The organism is Hoeflea phototrophica DFL-43 (assembly GCF_000154705.2).
In the GTDB taxonomy this organism is placed as follows: domain Bacteria; phylum Pseudomonadota; class Alphaproteobacteria; order Rhizobiales; family Rhizobiaceae; genus Hoeflea; species Hoeflea phototrophica.
Genome location: NZ_CM002917.1, coordinates 2,830,933 through 2,845,324 on the forward strand (window position 1 = coordinate 2,830,933; position 14,392 = coordinate 2,845,324).

General features: G+C 59.9%; 14 protein-coding genes. 6 read left to right on the top strand and 8 right to left on the bottom strand.

The genetic code is table 11. From position 1 onward, the window contains the following. The 7 genes from HPDFL43_RS13425 to HPDFL43_RS13455 all read right to left on the bottom strand — a co-directional run bounded on the left by HPDFL43_RS13425 (position 1) and on the right by HPDFL43_RS13455 (position 7,838). Positions 1–984 carry an ABC transporter permease gene (locus HPDFL43_RS13425; RefSeq protein WP_007197902.1) on the bottom strand — a complete coding sequence of 328 codons (984 nt, stop codon included), beginning with the start codon at positions 982–984 and terminating at the stop codon, positions 1–3. A 112-nt stretch (positions 985–1,096) separates the two neighbouring features. Next, positions 1,097–2,695, bottom strand: coding sequence for an ABC transporter substrate-binding protein (locus tag HPDFL43_RS13430; RefSeq protein ID WP_052093199.1), 1,599 nt, complete (start codon positions 2,693–2,695; stop codon positions 1,097–1,099). Between the two features lie 156 nt (positions 2,696–2,851). Next, on the bottom strand, positions 2,852–3,928 hold the full coding sequence (locus HPDFL43_RS13435; protein ID WP_007197904.1) for a M24 family metallopeptidase: 1,077 nt from the start codon (positions 3,926–3,928) through the stop codon (positions 2,852–2,854). Positions 3,929–3,986: 58 nt separating this feature from the next. Beyond that, positions 3,987–4,598, bottom strand: coding sequence for a helix-turn-helix domain-containing protein (locus tag HPDFL43_RS13440; RefSeq protein ID WP_007197905.1), 612 nt, complete (start codon positions 4,596–4,598; stop codon positions 3,987–3,989). A 236-nt stretch (positions 4,599–4,834) separates the two neighbouring features. Further along, positions 4,835–5,596, bottom strand: coding sequence for an ABC transporter ATP-binding protein (locus HPDFL43_RS13445; RefSeq protein WP_007197906.1), 762 nt, complete (start codon positions 5,594–5,596; stop codon positions 4,835–4,837). Beyond that, the gene (locus HPDFL43_RS13450) at positions 5,590–6,669 is read right to left on the bottom strand and encodes a FecCD family ABC transporter permease (protein ID WP_007197907.1); all 1,080 of its coding nucleotides are present in this window, start codon (positions 6,667–6,669) and stop codon (positions 5,590–5,592) included. Before HPDFL43_RS13450 ends, HPDFL43_RS13445 begins: the two co-directional genes overlap by 7 nt. A 47-nt stretch (positions 6,670–6,716) precedes the next feature. Beyond that, entirely contained in the window at positions 6,717–7,838 is a 1,122-nt protein-coding gene (locus HPDFL43_RS13455) for an ABC transporter substrate-binding protein (protein ID WP_007197908.1), read from the bottom strand. Positions 7,839–7,962: 124 nt separating this feature from the next. On the opposite strand from HPDFL43_RS13455, the gene HPDFL43_RS13460 reads away from it, so the two are divergent. From HPDFL43_RS13460 to HPDFL43_RS13485, 6 genes are all read left to right on the top strand, one after another. After that, entirely contained in the window at positions 7,963–8,727 is a 765-nt protein-coding gene (locus HPDFL43_RS13460) for a class I SAM-dependent methyltransferase (protein ID WP_007197909.1), read from the top strand. 343 nt (positions 8,728–9,070) lie between these two features. Further along, positions 9,071–9,940, top strand: a complete 870-nt coding sequence (locus HPDFL43_RS13465; RefSeq protein WP_007197910.1) for a PhnD/SsuA/transferrin family substrate-binding protein — start codon at positions 9,071–9,073, stop codon at positions 9,938–9,940. A gap of 70 nt (positions 9,941–10,010) precedes the next feature. Next, positions 10,011–10,769, top strand: coding sequence for a phosphonate ABC transporter ATP-binding protein (locus HPDFL43_RS13470; RefSeq protein ID WP_052093312.1), 759 nt, complete (start codon positions 10,011–10,013; stop codon positions 10,767–10,769). After that, a complete protein-coding gene (gene phnE / locus HPDFL43_RS13475; protein ID WP_007197912.1) occupies positions 10,762–11,565 on the top strand; it encodes a phosphonate ABC transporter, permease protein PhnE in 804 nt (267 codons plus the stop codon). Before HPDFL43_RS13470 ends, phnE begins: the two co-directional genes overlap by 8 nt. Next, entirely contained in the window at positions 11,562–12,206 is a 645-nt protein-coding gene (locus HPDFL43_RS13480) for a class I SAM-dependent methyltransferase (RefSeq protein ID WP_007197913.1), read from the top strand. Before phnE ends, HPDFL43_RS13480 begins: the two co-directional genes overlap by 4 nt. A 2-nt stretch (positions 12,207–12,208) precedes the next feature. Beyond that, on the top strand, positions 12,209–13,420 hold the full coding sequence (locus HPDFL43_RS13485; protein ID WP_007197914.1) for an alpha-D-ribose 1-methylphosphonate 5-triphosphate diphosphatase: 1,212 nt from the start codon (positions 12,209–12,211) through the stop codon (positions 13,418–13,420). Positions 13,421–13,443: 23 nt separating this feature from the next. On the opposite strand, the gene pcaQ is transcribed toward HPDFL43_RS13485, so the two are convergent. After that, the gene (pcaQ, locus tag HPDFL43_RS13490) at positions 13,444–14,376 is read right to left on the bottom strand and encodes a pca operon transcription factor PcaQ (protein ID WP_210165593.1); all 933 of its coding nucleotides are present in this window, start codon (positions 14,374–14,376) and stop codon (positions 13,444–13,446) included. Between the last annotated feature and the right edge of the window lie 16 nt (positions 14,377–14,392).

Below are 14,392 nucleotides of genomic sequence, written 5' to 3' on the forward strand. Positions count from 1 at the left end.
TCAGTGCCTCGCCGCTGCGCGGTCGACGCGAAGGCGCGGATCGACAACATAGTAGAGCAGATCAACAATCAGGTTGATCACCACGAAGATCAGCGCGATCAGCATCAGATAGGCCGCCATCACCGGAATATCGACGAACTGCACCGAGTTGATGAACAGCGCACCGACGCCAGGCCATTGGAACACGGTCTCGGTGATGATCGCAAAGGCAATGATGCTGCCCAGCTGCAGACCGGTGATGGTGATCACCGGCACCAGCGTGTTCTTCAGCGCATGACCGAAATAGACAGCCCGGTCCGACAGGCCGCGGGCGCGCGCAAACTTGATATAGTCAGAGCGCAACACCTCAAGCATTTCGGCCCGCACCAGCCGCATGATCAGCGTCATTTGGTAGAGGCCAAGCGTGATGGCCGGAAGCACGATCGAGGCCCGGCCGGATTCCGTCAGAAAACCCGTTCGCCATGGACCGATATCAACCGTATCGCCACGGCCGAAACTCGGCAACCATTGCAGCTCGACGGCAAAAACCCAGATCAGAAGCACACCGATCAGGAAGGTAGGCAGCGACACACCGATCAGCGACACAGTCATGATCGTTCCCGAAAGCCAGCCTTTCCGGTTGAGCGCCGTGTAGACGCCAAACCCGACACCCAAGGTAAAGGCCAGCAGTCCTGAAACCAGCGCCAACTCGAGCGTCGCGGGCAAACGCGACAGGATCAGTTCCATCACCGGCTGCTGCAACCGGTAGGAAATGCCGAAATCGCCGGTGGACGCGCGGGCGATATAGCTGCCAAACTGAACAATGACCGGCTCATTGAGCCCGAGCCGGTCGCGCAGGGCCTCGCGGTCGGCCTGGCTCGCCTCCTGCCCCATCATGGTGGCGACAGGGTCGCCCACAAAGCGGAACAGCGAAAACGAGACCAGCGCCACGACCAGCATGACAAGCACAGACTGCACAATCCGTCTGAGGATATAGGCTAGCATTTGCGCCCCCTCTGCGTAACGAAACCCGACAATAGCCGGTCCCGCCGCAGATCACCAATGGCACGGGGCCGCCGCAAAAGGATGCAGCGGCCCCGCCCTTTGTGCGGTTGGATTACTTGAACGTGACGTCTGTCATGCTCGGCTGGTTTTCCGGGTGAACGGCCACATTGATGTTGTCCTTGGCAGCGTAGGCCAGAAGCTGGTTGTGGACCATGAGGAAGACACGGTCTTCCTGGATCGTCTTCCAGATTTCAGCAATCGTTGCATCACGCTTGACCAGATCGGTCTCTGTGGCGAGCGACTTGATCATAGCATCGACTTCAGCGTTGTTGTAACGCGAACCGTTCCAGCCACCGCGGCCTTCTTCCGGGCTGTGCACCAGGAAGTCGAAGACATACTGCGAATCGAAGGTCGGGACGCCCCAGCCGAGCAGGTAGAAATCCACCTGACGGTTCTGAATTGCCGGGAAATGAATCGTGCGCGACTGGCTGACGAGGTTGGCCTTGATGCCGATCCGGCCGAGCATGCCGACATAGGCCTGGCAGATCGCTTCATCATTGATGTAGCGGTCGTTGGGGCAGTGCATGTCGATTGCGAAGCCGTCGGGGTAACCCGCAGCCGTCATCAGTTCCATGGCCTTGTCATAGTCAGGAGCCGTGTAGGCATCCAGCGCCTCGTCATGGCCGTTGACGAATGGCGGCACGTTCTGCCCGCCTGGCACCGATTGGCCACGCATCACCACCTGGCGGATCGCGTCGCGATCAAGCGCAAGCGCCATGGCTTCACGAACTTCGGGCTTCTTGAACGGATTGTCACCCGGCAGCGAAATCAGGCTGTCAGAAGTGACATCATAGGCGAAGAAGATGGTGCGGTTCTCGGCACCGGCCGTCACTGCCACACCAGGCGTGTTCGACAGACGCTCAATGTCCTGCACCGGCACGTCCTGCACAAAATCGACTTCACCCGACAGCAATGCGGCGACGCGTGTCGCGGCCTCCTTGATCGGCGTGTAGATGATTTCGGTCACCTGCGGTGCTTCATCCCAATGATCAGGATTGGTGGTCAGCACTGTGCGCACTTCCGGATCGCGGGACTCAAGGACATAAGGCCCGGTGCCGTTGGTGTTGCGCACGGTGTACTTCTCTTCACCGGCCTTGAAGTCCTGCGGCAACTCGACCCCATTAGCCTCGACCCAGCCCTTGTCGACGATGAAGAAGTTGGTCAGGTTCTGGACGTAGAGCGGGCTCGGCCCACTCATCTTGATATGGACGGTGTAGTCATCCACGGCCTCGGCGCCGGCAACAGCGGTGTGCAGGCCCTTGAAGTCCGACGTTTCTGCAGTCACGCGGGTGACCGAAGCAACCACATCTTCGGCGGTGAAATCAGAGCCGTCGTGGAATTTAACGCCTTCGCGCAGCTTGAACACCCAGACAGTCGGGTCATCGGGATGGATAAACCATTCCGTTGCCAGCCGTGGCTTGAGCGAGCCGTCGAGATCGCGGCGCACCAGTGTTTCATAGATGTGGTGCAGCAATGTCGAGGTGGGGCCTTCATTGGCCGAATGCGGATCGAGAGTCAGCGCATCGCCGACCCGCGCCCAGCGAATGGTTTCTGCATTGGCGGCAGTCAGTCCGGCGCTCATTACGGCAGCCGAAATCATAAGGCCTGCTGCCAAACGGCGCAGCGGTGAGCGTGTGATTGGTCTTGTCATTGTTCGTCCTCCGGTTGGACGGGGTTGGATCCCCGGTTTCTCAGCACGTCCAGAAAAGCATAGGTAAAATGATTTTACCATGGTCAAAATTGCCAATAGGCACTTTGCGGAGAAACCCTGCAAAACCCGAGCACCTCCAACAAAGCCGGCATTCAATCAGGCCACATACAGGCTACGTGGCAGCCCGGAGAGAATGTCGCACCCGTTCGAGGTTACCACAGCCACCTCCTCCAGACGAATTCCGAAACGGCCCGGCAGGTAGATGCCCGGCTCCACCGTGAACACCATGCCCTCTTCGAGAATCGTTTCGCTTGAAGCGGTGACATATGGCGGCTCGTGAATTTCGCAACCAAGCCCGTGACCTGTCCGGTGAGTGAAGAACTCTCCAAAACCCGCAGCGCGGATCACATCGCGGGCAGCCGCATCGATGGCGTTCGCCTCAACACCGGGGCGAATTGCCTGAAGCGCCATCTGCACCGCGCCCTCGACCACTACATGCACTTCCGCGTAGTCCTCCGGCGGCGTGCCAAGGCAAGCCATGCGGGTGATGTCGGAATAATAGCCCTGTTTTGTGCCGCCAATATCGACCACGATGACATCACCGGGCCTGACCGGCATGTCGCCAGTATGATGATGCGGATAGGAGGAGTGAGCGCCCGCGCCCACAACCCCGAACCCCATATGCGCGCCCTCGGCCTCGAAAACCGCCTTGGCCACATTGGCCAATTCACGCTCGGTGACGCCGTCGCGGATTGCACTGCGCAAGGCGCTTTGCGACAGGTCAGCAATCAGGGCGTTCTCACGCAATGCGGCAAGTTCGCCCGGTTCCTTGATCATCCGCAGCGCGCCGACCGTTTCAGATGCAAAGCCCCGTGCCGAATTCGGAACCGCATCAAGCAGCAGAAATGCATGGTCGGCGCGCATCCTCTCGTCCACTGAAATGCTCCGCACTGAGCGGCAGACTGTCTGCAATCCAGCATCAAGCGCAGCATCCGGCCCATCATCGTCCGGCCATTCCCAGAATGGAAGATCCGTGTGCTGGCGGGCGTCCGATGCATTGAGTGCAGGCATCACAAACCCCGCCTGCTCCTGACCGACGAGCAGAAAACAGGCGCGTTCATCTGGAGACGGGGCGAACCCCAGGAGCCAGCGCATATGCGGTCCCGGAGCCAGCACCACAAGATCGGTGTTGGTGGCCGCCATCCGGCTGCGCAATCGTTCAAGACGGGTCATGCCAATGCCTCAGGTCCACTCGAAAACAAGACTGCATACAGCTTAGCGGCATGTGGCTCTATGCCGGCCAGGACGAAATCAGCCGAGGCGAGGTTCCTGTCCACAGCAGACGGGCCGGGACATCACCAACATTGGCGAATGAATGCGGCGTATCGCCCATGAAATGGAGACTGTCACCCGGATGCAGCACAAAGGCCGCATCACCCAGCGTCTGCCGCACGGTGCCATCGAGCACGACGATCAGCTCTTCCCCAACATGGGCTGTGATTTCAGAGGCATAGCCCACCGGAATGTGCACGATCAGCGACGACAGCGTCCCGCCCGGCAGAACGGTCGATATCCGCTCATATTGCAGCGAGGAATCCGCCAGCACGAAGCTTGGACGCTCACCCTCGCGGGTCACACTGTCGGCGGGCTTCGGCGTCGAGATGAACACATCAACATCCACCCCCAAGGCCGCAGCAACACTTGCCAGAGTACCCAGGCTCGGCGTCGCCTTGTCGCGCTCCACCTGGCTAAGAAACCCGACAGAGATCCCGGACTGATCGGCCAGCGTCTGAAGCGTCAGACCCGCCTTGTGGCGCATCTCACGGATCCGCTCACCAAAGGCGGGCGGTGAAACGGGATCGGCCGGTCGTGACGGCTGCGGCTGACGCAAGGGTTCGGCCATGATTTTTCCTCCAACGGACTTAACCGTAGTAAAAATTTTTTGATCAGTCAAAAACTCCCGCAAACGACGGGATGTATTGCACTCCCCCATGCAAGGATGGTCCCTCCGGCAGCCTGTGAGACCCGCAAAGTGCGCCCATATGTCGATTGAAAACCGGAGTGACCAGCTTCCCAAAGCATCATTCGGGATTCACCCGGCGATGCCAACCGCCAAACTGGCTGGCCACTGGCTTCTTACTAAGCCGCAGAGGCGGCCGGCCCATCGACGATCATCATGGGATTGCCTTTCGAACACCGCTCAACACGGCTGTCAATGCCGTAGAGGCGGCGGATCAGATCCGGCTGCAGCACGTCCAGCGTTGCACCGCAGGCCAGAATACGGCCTTGGGACAAAGCCATGGTGGTGGTGCAGCACCGCATGACCTGGTTGAGGTCATGCAATGCCAGCACCATCACCGCGCCGTTCTCCTCGGCATATAAGCGCAGCGCTTCGAGCACCTCATACTGGCGGTAGAGGTCGAGCGCCGATGTGGGCTCATCCATCAAGACCAGTTTGGGGCGTGCCACAAGCGTCTGCGCAATCGAAACCACCTGCCGCTGTCCTCCGGAAAGCTCCGGAAGTTGACGGTCAGCAAGCGACGCAATCCCGAACCGGGAGAGAACCCCATCGACAGCAGCAAGTTCACTGTTGGACAGCCGCCAACCGCCATTTCCCTGCTTCAACGCCAGGATAATGGACTCATAGACGCTCAGAGCCGCTGTCATTGCAGTGTCCTGCGGCATGTAGCGCAGATCATCCTGCGTCGCACCAGTCAGCCGGACTGTGCCGGCGCCGCGCATCTGGCCCGCAATCCGCCGGAACAATGTTGACTTGCCCGCCGCGTTCGGACCGACCAGCGCGGTCAGAGACCCGCCCTGGATCGAGGGCGTCGTTGCATCCGTGAGGATTTCGTTGCGGCCGTAATGCGCAGTGATACCTGCAAGTTCGAGCGTTACCATCCCTTGCGCCCCTTGGTCAGGATGAGAGCTGCAAAGAAAGGCACGCCGACCAGCGCCGTGATGATGCCGATTGGCAAAACGGCGCCCGGCAGGATCGCCTTGGACACAACCGAGGTTGCCGACAGGATAAGCGCACCCGCGAGCATCGAACCCGGCAGGAAGAAGCGCTGGTCTTCTCCCAGCAGCAGCCGCGCCACATGCGGCCCGACAATCCCGATAAATCCTATGGTTCCGACAAATGACACCGGAACTGCGGCAAGCAATGACACCAGCAAGAGCGCTTCAAGCCTCAACCGCTTGACCGGCACGCCCATCGCCGCAGCGCGGCTTTCGCCAAGCCGGATCGCTGTAAGCGCCCAGGCTCTGCGTATGAACAGCGGCGTGCAGACCAAAAGGATCAGGGCCGTCACGCCGACCTTGCCCCAGGTTGCCTTGGTCAGGCTGCCCATGGTCCAGAACACCACCGCAGACAAGGCCTGCTCGGAAGCAAAATACTGCAGCAGCGCCAGCGCCGCATTGAAGCTGAACACAAGTGCAATGCCCAAAAGCACAATGGTTTCGACGGTCACGCCCCGCATGGTTGACAGGCCAAAGATCAGCAGCGATGCCGCCATCGCCATGGCGAAAGCGTTGACCGGAACCATCAATGAAATCGCGGCGGGAAACAGCGCCACGCCAAGCACCATGGCGAGCGCTGCGCCAAAGCTGGCGGCAGCCGAAAGCCCCAGCGTGAAAGGACTTGCGAGCGGATTGGCAAGGATCGTCTGCATCTGTGCGCCGGCCATTGAGAGGCTGGCGCCAACGGTGACGGCCAGCATGGCCATCGGCATACGTATATCCCAGACGACCACCCGCATCTGCAGTTCGGCGGAGCCTGGAAAAAACAAGGTACTGAGCACATCGCCAACTGCATAACGCGCAGGCCCAAGCGATACGTCGACTGCGACCGACAGAATGAGCAGTCCGGTCAGAATGGCCAGGATCAGAAGCCGCCGGGCAACCAGCCCGCGATAGGCCTTCCCCGCAACGCGGGAATGAGTATTGGTCTCTGTATCGGCGATCAGACCGGTCATCAATGCACTCCGGCGAAAGGGCGGCCCGAAGACCGCCCCACGCTGTTTCAGTTGATCGAGACCCAATATCCAGGCTGGTAATCGACCGGCAGGAAACGCTCATGCAGATCCTTCAGTGTCTGCTCGGGATCCAGGTCCGCAAACAGCTCCGGATGCTGCCACTTGGCAAGCTGCTGAACCGCAATGAAGCTGTAGGGATTGTTGTAGAACTGGTGCCAGATCGCATGCACCTTGCCATCCTCAACCGCCTTGACGCCGGTGAAAGCCGGGCGCTCCATCAGCACCTTGAGCTTCTGACGGGCAACGTCTTCATCAGAACCGGGGCCCACGCCAATCCACTTGCCGCCGGGAACATAGGCATCCCAATTGCCGCCGGTCACGACGATCTGGTCGGGGTTGGAGGCAATCACCTGCTCGGCATTGACCGTGCCGAATGTGCCGGGAATGAAAGGCTTGGCCATGTTCTCGCCACCGGCAAGTTCAACCATGCGGCCAAAATTGCCCGACCCGAATGACATGCAGCAATCCTCGGAGTAACCACCCGCACGTTCGACGAACACCAGCGGACGCTGAAGGTTCTCCTGCGCATCGATGACGTCGGTGACCCGGGCCAGTTGCTCCTCGTAGAATGCATTGAATTCCGCAGCGCGCTCATCTTTGCCGAACAGCTTGCCAATGATCTCCATCGACTTCGAGGTGTTCTCAAATGGCTTTTCGCGGAAATCGACATAGACGATCGGGATACCGACCTTGGCCAGTTTCTCTTCGTACCCGGCTTCCTCGGTGGCCTGCTTGGCCTCAAGGTTCATGATCATCACACCGGGATCAAGGGAAACGGCCTGCTCGATGTCGAAGGTGCCGTCCTTGAAGCCGCCGAATGTCGGGATTTCTTTCAGTTCCGGGAACTTCTCTGCGTAGATCTCATAGCTCTCCGGCGAGGCCTGGCGGAAGTCGTCACGCCAGCCGACGATGCGGTCGAACGGTGCGTCCCCATCAAGCACTGCGGCAAAAAAGATCTGCCTGCCTTCACCAAGAATCGCGCGATCCACCGGCGCGTCCACGGTGACTTCCCGGCCAGCAATGTCGGTAATGGTGATCGGGTCGGCGAATGCCGCGTTGATTGCAAGTAGGCTCACCGCAGCGGCGCCGATAAGGGTGCGAAATGACATTGTCTTCAATCCTGTTTGGTTCGGAGACAAAGGCCTAGTAATCTTGACCAAAACAGTCAAGATTAAAGTTGACTATTTTATTCAGGATTGGCATTTCCTGCTGTGAGCCTCAGGAGACGCCACCATGACCACCGCTTTACCCTCCAACAGGGACCTGCGCGACGACATTCGAGATTATTGGTCGGACCGCGCGGCAACCTTCGACAACGACCCCGGTCACAAAATATCCGAGGGCACGGAACTTGTCGCATGGGCCAATCTCTTCCGCCGCCATCTGGGCGCAGCCAACGGACGCAAGCTTCTCGATCTTGCATCAGGCACCGGAGAGATAGCACTGCTCTGCCAGGAACTCGGTTTTTCGGTTACGGGACTCGACTGGGCGGAGCCGATGCTCGAACGGGCACGCGCGAAAGCCCCAAACGCAACCTTCCTCCAAGCCGATGCCGAACAGACCATGCTGCCAGATGCAAGCTTCGATGTGGTGGTGACGCGGCATCTGGTCTGGACGCTGGTGGATCCTAAAGCTGCCTTTGCTGAATGGCAGCGCATCCTCAAGCCTGGAGGACGATTGCTGATCGTTGATGGCGATTTTGTCAGCCGCACTTGGCTTACCAGGATGATCGAGCGGTTTTCAGGCTCAACCAGCCATGGAATGGTCTCTCGCCATCAGGACATTGTTGCACGCGTCTATTTCAACCAGGGCGCCCGCTCCGATGCGGTCGCAGAACTGCTGGTGAATGCTGGATTTGAAGGCCTTCGCATCGAGAATCACCTCGGTGAAATTCACCGGGCCCAGGCCCGCCTGTTTGGTTGGCGCAAGTCACTGCTTCGCCGATCCGAACACCGCTATGCCATCAGCGCCTTGGCACCCATGGCGACCAAAGGGTAATTTCACTGGCTACATGCCCCTGGCACGGGCGACTGTTGGCATCCGCGCAAAGATTCCCGCGGCAGTACGGCGGGCATCCGGGACGGCTTCACTTTGATGCAGCATGCTCGCGGGTTAAGCCTTGGAAACAAGACACGGCACCGCAAACATCCATCATGCATGAGCAAGGGTGATCGAAGCCTGGTTTGGCTTTTGGATGACCCATTCGGGCCGCCAATCTGAAACAGCATACCCGGCAATGCGCGGTGAACGCACCTCGGCGTCACAAAAAATTCACGCAAATAGAGTCTGACTGACACAACCTCGACATAGCCATTTGGATGAAACCCAAAAGGAGAGTGTCATGGACTTCAAATCTATCGTCTTTGGTCTTGGACTGGTCGCAGCATCAACGATTGCTGCTGCCGCCGACAACTGGAAGCTCGCAGTCACCGACGTCGAGGGCATGGAGCGCCTTCAGCTTGAGTGGGGTCCGTTCAAGGACGCCCTCGAAACAGCAACCGGCGATACTTTCGAATTCTTCCCGGTCAATTCCCGCACGGCTGCCGCAGAGGCGCTTCGCGGCAAGACGGTCGATTTTGTCGTCTCCGGCCCTGCCGAATATGTCGTCATCAACAAGCTCACAGAAGCAACCCCGCTGATCGGCCTTGGCCGTCCGGACTATTTCTGCGCAATCATCGTGCGCGCCGACAGTGGCATCAACGTGCCTGCCGATCTCAAGGGCAAGAAAGTGGCTTTCGGCGACATCGGCTCCACCTCCAACATGCTCTGCCCGATGCAACTGCTGGCAGACTATGGAATTGATCCGGTCAACGACATCAAGAAAACCCATACGGCCCGCAACATTGCCCACGAAGCCCTCAAGAACGGCGATGTTGCGGCAATCGGCATGAACGCCGGCAGCTTTATGGGAGTCCGCGCCAAGGATACCGGTGTCCCCTATGGCTTCTACAAGATGATTGCCCGCTCCGGCGACCTTCCCAATGACATGATCATGGTCGGTTCCCACCTGCCCGTGGAAACTGCAAATGCGGTACGCGATGCCATCCTCTACAACAAGGGCGCCATCATCGCCGGCATCACCGCCCATGAAGAGAATGACAAATATGTCGGCATGGATCTCGTCGCCATCGAAGACAGCGCCTACAACTATGTCCGCTCGATGTACACCAATGCAGGCTATCCTCAGTTTGACAGCTTCATCGGTGACTGACCTCGGTCTAAAGCAGCCGGATGCACCTGAGGTGCATCCGGCTCTCCACAACTCACAAACCGCGCCCGCAATGCGCGATTTGGCGCCTCCCTGCATCGATGTGGAAGCACATCAGCTGTCCAAGCGTTTCGGCAGCAACGAGATTTTCTCTGATGTCAGCTTCCGTTTGCTGCGTGGCGAAGCCGTCGCACTTGTCGGGGCGAATGGCACCGGCAAGTCAACCCTGCTCAGATGCATGATGGGGCTGATTCCGGCGGCCTCCGGCAAAGTGGTCGTCTTGGGCCAGGATGCCTCGAGCACGAGTTCCCGCGAACTTCGGGCCTTGCGCGCACGCATGGGTCTGGTGTCTCAGAAACACAATCTGGTGCCGCGTCTCTCGGTTCTTTCCAATGTCATCCAGGGGCTTCTGGGGCGGCATCCCGGAATTCGGCATTGGAGCCACAGGTCCGCGCCGGCAGCGTCACGCGAAGCTGCAATGGAAGCGCTCGGCAAGGTCGGGCTCGCCGAATTCGCACTGCGCCGTGCAGACCGTCTGTCAGGAGGCCAGTCGCAACGTGTCGCGATCGCCCGCGCAATCGTCGGCAAACCCGAAATCCTGATCGCCGACGAGCCCTGCGCCTCGCTCGATCCGGCGGCAGGAGAGGACATTATGAAGCTGTTTTTTGATCTCGCGCGGCAGGACGGCGTCACGGTTGTCTTCACCTCGCATCACATCGACCATGCGCTGCGCTATGGCGACCGGATCCTGGGGCTCGTTGATCATCGCCTGAAACTGGATGCCAGAGCCTCTGAGCTCAATGCGGCCGATTTGCGTGGGCTCTATGACTGATCTTGCCCCATCTCGGTATGAACGGCCCTCGGCTTTTGCGTTCCTGGGATACCTGCTCGGTCTGGCATTGATCGTCTGGTGCCTGGCTGGCGCGGGACTGTCGCTGGACAAGATGCTGACCGCCCCACCCCGCTTCGCCGACTTCATTGACCGCGCCTTCCCTCCGAACCTGGAGCCAACGGTGCTCGTCAGGCTCGGCTGGAAGATGGTTGAGACGCTTCAGATTGCAGTGGCAGGCGCCGTGATCGGAGTGATCCTGTCGCTGCCAATCGCACTTCTGGCTGCGCGCGGGCTGATCGCCGGCCTGTGGGTCAATCAGATCATCAGAACCCTCATGGGTTTCATCCGGGCTGTCCCTGACATCGCCTGGGCGTTGGTCTTCGTGGTTGCTGTCGGCCTCGGCCCCTTTGCAGGCATGTGCGCGATCATTGTTGATACGATCGGATTCTGTGGGCGCTTCTTCGCCGACGACATGGAAGCCACCGACAAGGGACCTGCAGAATCGCTGACAGCCACCGGTGCCCGCAAGATAGATGTCGTCGCCTGCGCCACCATTCCCGCGGCAATGCCGGCCTTTATCTCAACGTCGCTCTATGCGCTGGAAAAAGCGGTCAGGTCCTCAAGCGTTCTCGGACTCGTCGGCGCTGGCGGGATCGGCATCGAACTCAAGGTGGGGTTTGATCTCTTCGATTACCCCACCGCCATGACCGTGATCCTGATGATCGCGGTTGTGGTCATAGCCATTGAACAAGTCAGCGGCTGGGCCCGCACCAAAATCATTGGAGAACAACGTTGAAAACAGACACCGCGGATCAGCACTGGAACGAGCAATGGGCCAATATCGAAGCGGGCAGCAAATGGCTCACCCCGGAAGCCGATGTGCAGTCATGGGCGGCATCGCTCACGCCCGGTGCCCGGATTCTCGATCTGGGCGCCGGCGTGGGCCGGCATGCGCTCTGGCTTGCCCGCGCAGGGTTTGAGGTCACAGCCCTGGATGCTGCGCCGGAGGGCCTGGCCGAAATCGACAATGCGGGCGGCGTCAAAACCATTGAGAGCCGGATGCATGCCCTGCCCTTCGAAGACGGCAGTTTCGATCATGTCTTGAGCTGGAATGTCATTTATCATGGTGACGAGGACATCCTGCTGCGCACCATCGGCGAAATCCGGCGCGTTTTGACGCCGAAGGGCTCCTTTCTCGGAACGATGCTTTCAGACCGCCGCCTTCCGCATGAACTGGCCAAGGCCCCTGGCCGGGAGATCAGCCGCAACACCTGGGTTTTCGACAGCCCCGGAACTGACAAGATGCACCCGCACTATTTTTGCAGCGCAGCCGATCTGCTGGCGCTCTTCTCGGGCTTCGAAGTCCTCAAACTGGAAAACCGCGAGCATGAAAGCCCGGGCTCGTTCCATTGGCATGTGACCATGGAGCGCCTCTAGGCATGACACTTCAGACATTTGAGGGCGCGACTGTCTATCTTCCGGGCGAAATCGCCGAGACATCCGTGACCATAGCTGATGGCAAGATCGCCGAAATCGGCGGGCCGGCGCAAGGCGAAACGATCGATGCCCGCGGGTTGATCCTGGCGCCAGCACTCATCGACGTCCATGGCGATGCATTCGAGCGCCAGTTGATGCCGCGCACCGGCGTGTATTTTCCGCTCGAGCCGGCCGTTCTCGAGACCGACCGGCAACTGGCCGCCAACGGCATAGCAACCGCCTACCACGCAATCACCTTGAGCTGGGAGCCGGGCCTGAGAAGCGTGGACCGGGCCCGCGAGCTGATGCAGGCAATGATTGACCTTGCCCCGCGCCTGCTCGTGGAAAACCGCGTGCAACTGCGCTGGGAAACCTTTGCCTTCGAAGCTCTTGATCTCATCGATTGGGCGCTCAAAGCGCCATTGCTGCCGTCAATCGCATTCAACGATCATACATCCATGACCATGCGGGCCTATGATGTCGCAATCCAGGATCGGCACTTCGAACTGTCACCGGATTTCTCCATCGCAGCGCTCGATGATGAAAGAATGAAAAAGCGGACGGCTTCGAAAGCGCACCGCGCGGGCATGGCGGATGAGGATTATATCAAGCTTCTGGGCGAGGTCTGGGAGCGGCGTGACCAAGTCGGCTCCACCATCGCGCGCGTGGCAGCTGCCGGCCGCGCAGCGGGCGCTCCAATGCTCAGCCATGACGACACAAGAGCTGAAACCCGGAGCTGGTATCGCGACCTGGGAGCCCTGACATCGGAATTCCCGATGGTTCTCGAAGCCGCGCAGGCAGCACGCGATGCGGGCGACACGATCATTTTCGGCGCGCCGAACGCAGCAAGGGGCGGCAGCCATATCGGCTCGTTGAGCGCGGGCGATATGGTCGAGGCCGGGCTCTGCGATGCACTGGCGTCCGATTATTATTATCCGGCGCTGCTGGCGGCAATCGAACGGCTCGACCGTGAAAAGCGGGCCGATCGCAGCCGTCTTTGGTCGCTGGTTTCCGGCGGTGCCGCCACAGCCATGGGTCTGAATGACCGTGGCGAAATCCGCGCCGGAAAGCGGGCCGACCTTGTTCTGGTAGACTGGCCCGAGGCACAGACACCTGCAATTCGCGGCACATGGGTCAATGGACGCTGCGCCTTCCGCTCAACACCTGCGGGATAGAACCTCAACACAGGGCCACATCTTCAAGCCGTGCCGCGCGACAGAATGCTTGCAAAGGCACGCGCAGCAGCAGACGGGATTTCCTCGGACCGGCTCATGATCCCGACGGCTCCCACCGTAGCACTTGTGTCGACGTCGAGCATGGCCAGCCGCCCTTCCTTCAGATCATCGGCGACCACGCCACGGCTGATGAACCATACGGTGCGGGTATCAGCCAGCGTAACGGCGCGCCCGAACGCCGAAGACGCGGACTCGATCCGGTTGGAAAACAATGGCACGCCTAGCGAAATCAACAGCCGCGCCACCAATGGCCGGATCGCGGAATCCTCCGGCGGATACAGCACCTGGAAATTCTCAAGCTCGGCAAAGGAACGGACCGTCGCCGCCGGCCCGCCGGCAGCCGTGACCACCACCACCTCCTCTGTGTAGAGCTGACGGAAACTCAGGCCATCCATGGTCTTTGGCCGGCCCAGCCGGCCGACCACAAGATCAAGTGCGCCGCTGCGCAGCCGCGAGGTCAGATCATAGTGGGGCCCTTCGTGGATCTCGAGCTGCGTGTCGCGGCTCGCGCGGGCAAACTCAAGCACGGCCCGTGGCAGAAGCCCGGAGGCAACGCTTGGAAGCGCGCCGACCTTCAGACGTCCCGATGCGCCGCCAATCCCGCGAACGCTGTTGAGCCCGACGCGAAGCGCCGATGTGCTCTGTTCCGCAAATTGAAGGAACACCTCCCCCTCCGGCGTCAGGCTCACACCCGAGCGGCTGCGTTCCATCAGCGTCACGCCAACGATCTCTTCGAGCTCCTTCAACGTTCGCGAAATGGCCGGCTGGGTCAGCCGCAATTGCTCGGCCGCAATTTTCAGGCTCCGCGCCCGGGCGATGGCGCTGAAGGCGTCAAGATGTCGGAACTTGATGCGGCGATCCATATACTTACCGGAAATGTCAATCAAATCACTCAAAAACTCAATATCATTA

Bases quoted from the DNA above. Each gene is read 5' to 3' on its own strand.
- HPDFL43_RS13440 (WP_007197905.1), bottom strand. From the start codon at position 4,598: ATGGCCGAACCCTTGCGTCAGCCGCAGCCGTCACGACCGGCCGATCCC.
- HPDFL43_RS13485 (WP_007197914.1), top strand. From the start codon at position 12,209: ATGACACTTCAGACATTTGAGGGCGCGACTGTCTATCTTCCGGGCGAA.
- HPDFL43_RS13435 (WP_007197904.1), bottom strand. From the start codon at position 3,928: ATGACCCGTCTTGAACGATTGCGCAGCCGGATGGCGGCCACCAACACC.
- HPDFL43_RS13450 (WP_007197907.1), bottom strand. From the start codon at position 6,669: ATGACCGGTCTGATCGCCGATACAGAGACCAATACTCATTCCCGCGTT.
- HPDFL43_RS13465 (WP_007197910.1), top strand. From the start codon at position 9,071: ATGGACTTCAAATCTATCGTCTTTGGTCTTGGACTGGTCGCAGCATCA.
- HPDFL43_RS13430 (WP_052093199.1), bottom strand. From the start codon at position 2,695: ATGACAAGACCAATCACACGCTCACCGCTGCGCCGTTTGGCAGCAGGC.
- phnE (WP_007197912.1), top strand. From the start codon at position 10,762: ATGACTGATCTTGCCCCATCTCGGTATGAACGGCCCTCGGCTTTTGCG.
- HPDFL43_RS13470 (WP_052093312.1), top strand. From the start codon at position 10,011: ATGCGCGATTTGGCGCCTCCCTGCATCGATGTGGAAGCACATCAGCTG.
- HPDFL43_RS13445 (WP_007197906.1), bottom strand. From the start codon at position 5,596: ATGGTAACGCTCGAACTTGCAGGTATCACTGCGCATTACGGCCGCAAC.
- HPDFL43_RS13455 (WP_007197908.1), bottom strand. From the start codon at position 7,838: ATGTCATTTCGCACCCTTATCGGCGCCGCTGCGGTGAGCCTACTTGCA.
- HPDFL43_RS13460 (WP_007197909.1), top strand. From the start codon at position 7,963: ATGACCACCGCTTTACCCTCCAACAGGGACCTGCGCGACGACATTCGA.
- HPDFL43_RS13425 (WP_007197902.1), bottom strand. From the start codon at position 984: ATGCTAGCCTATATCCTCAGACGGATTGTGCAGTCTGTGCTTGTCATG.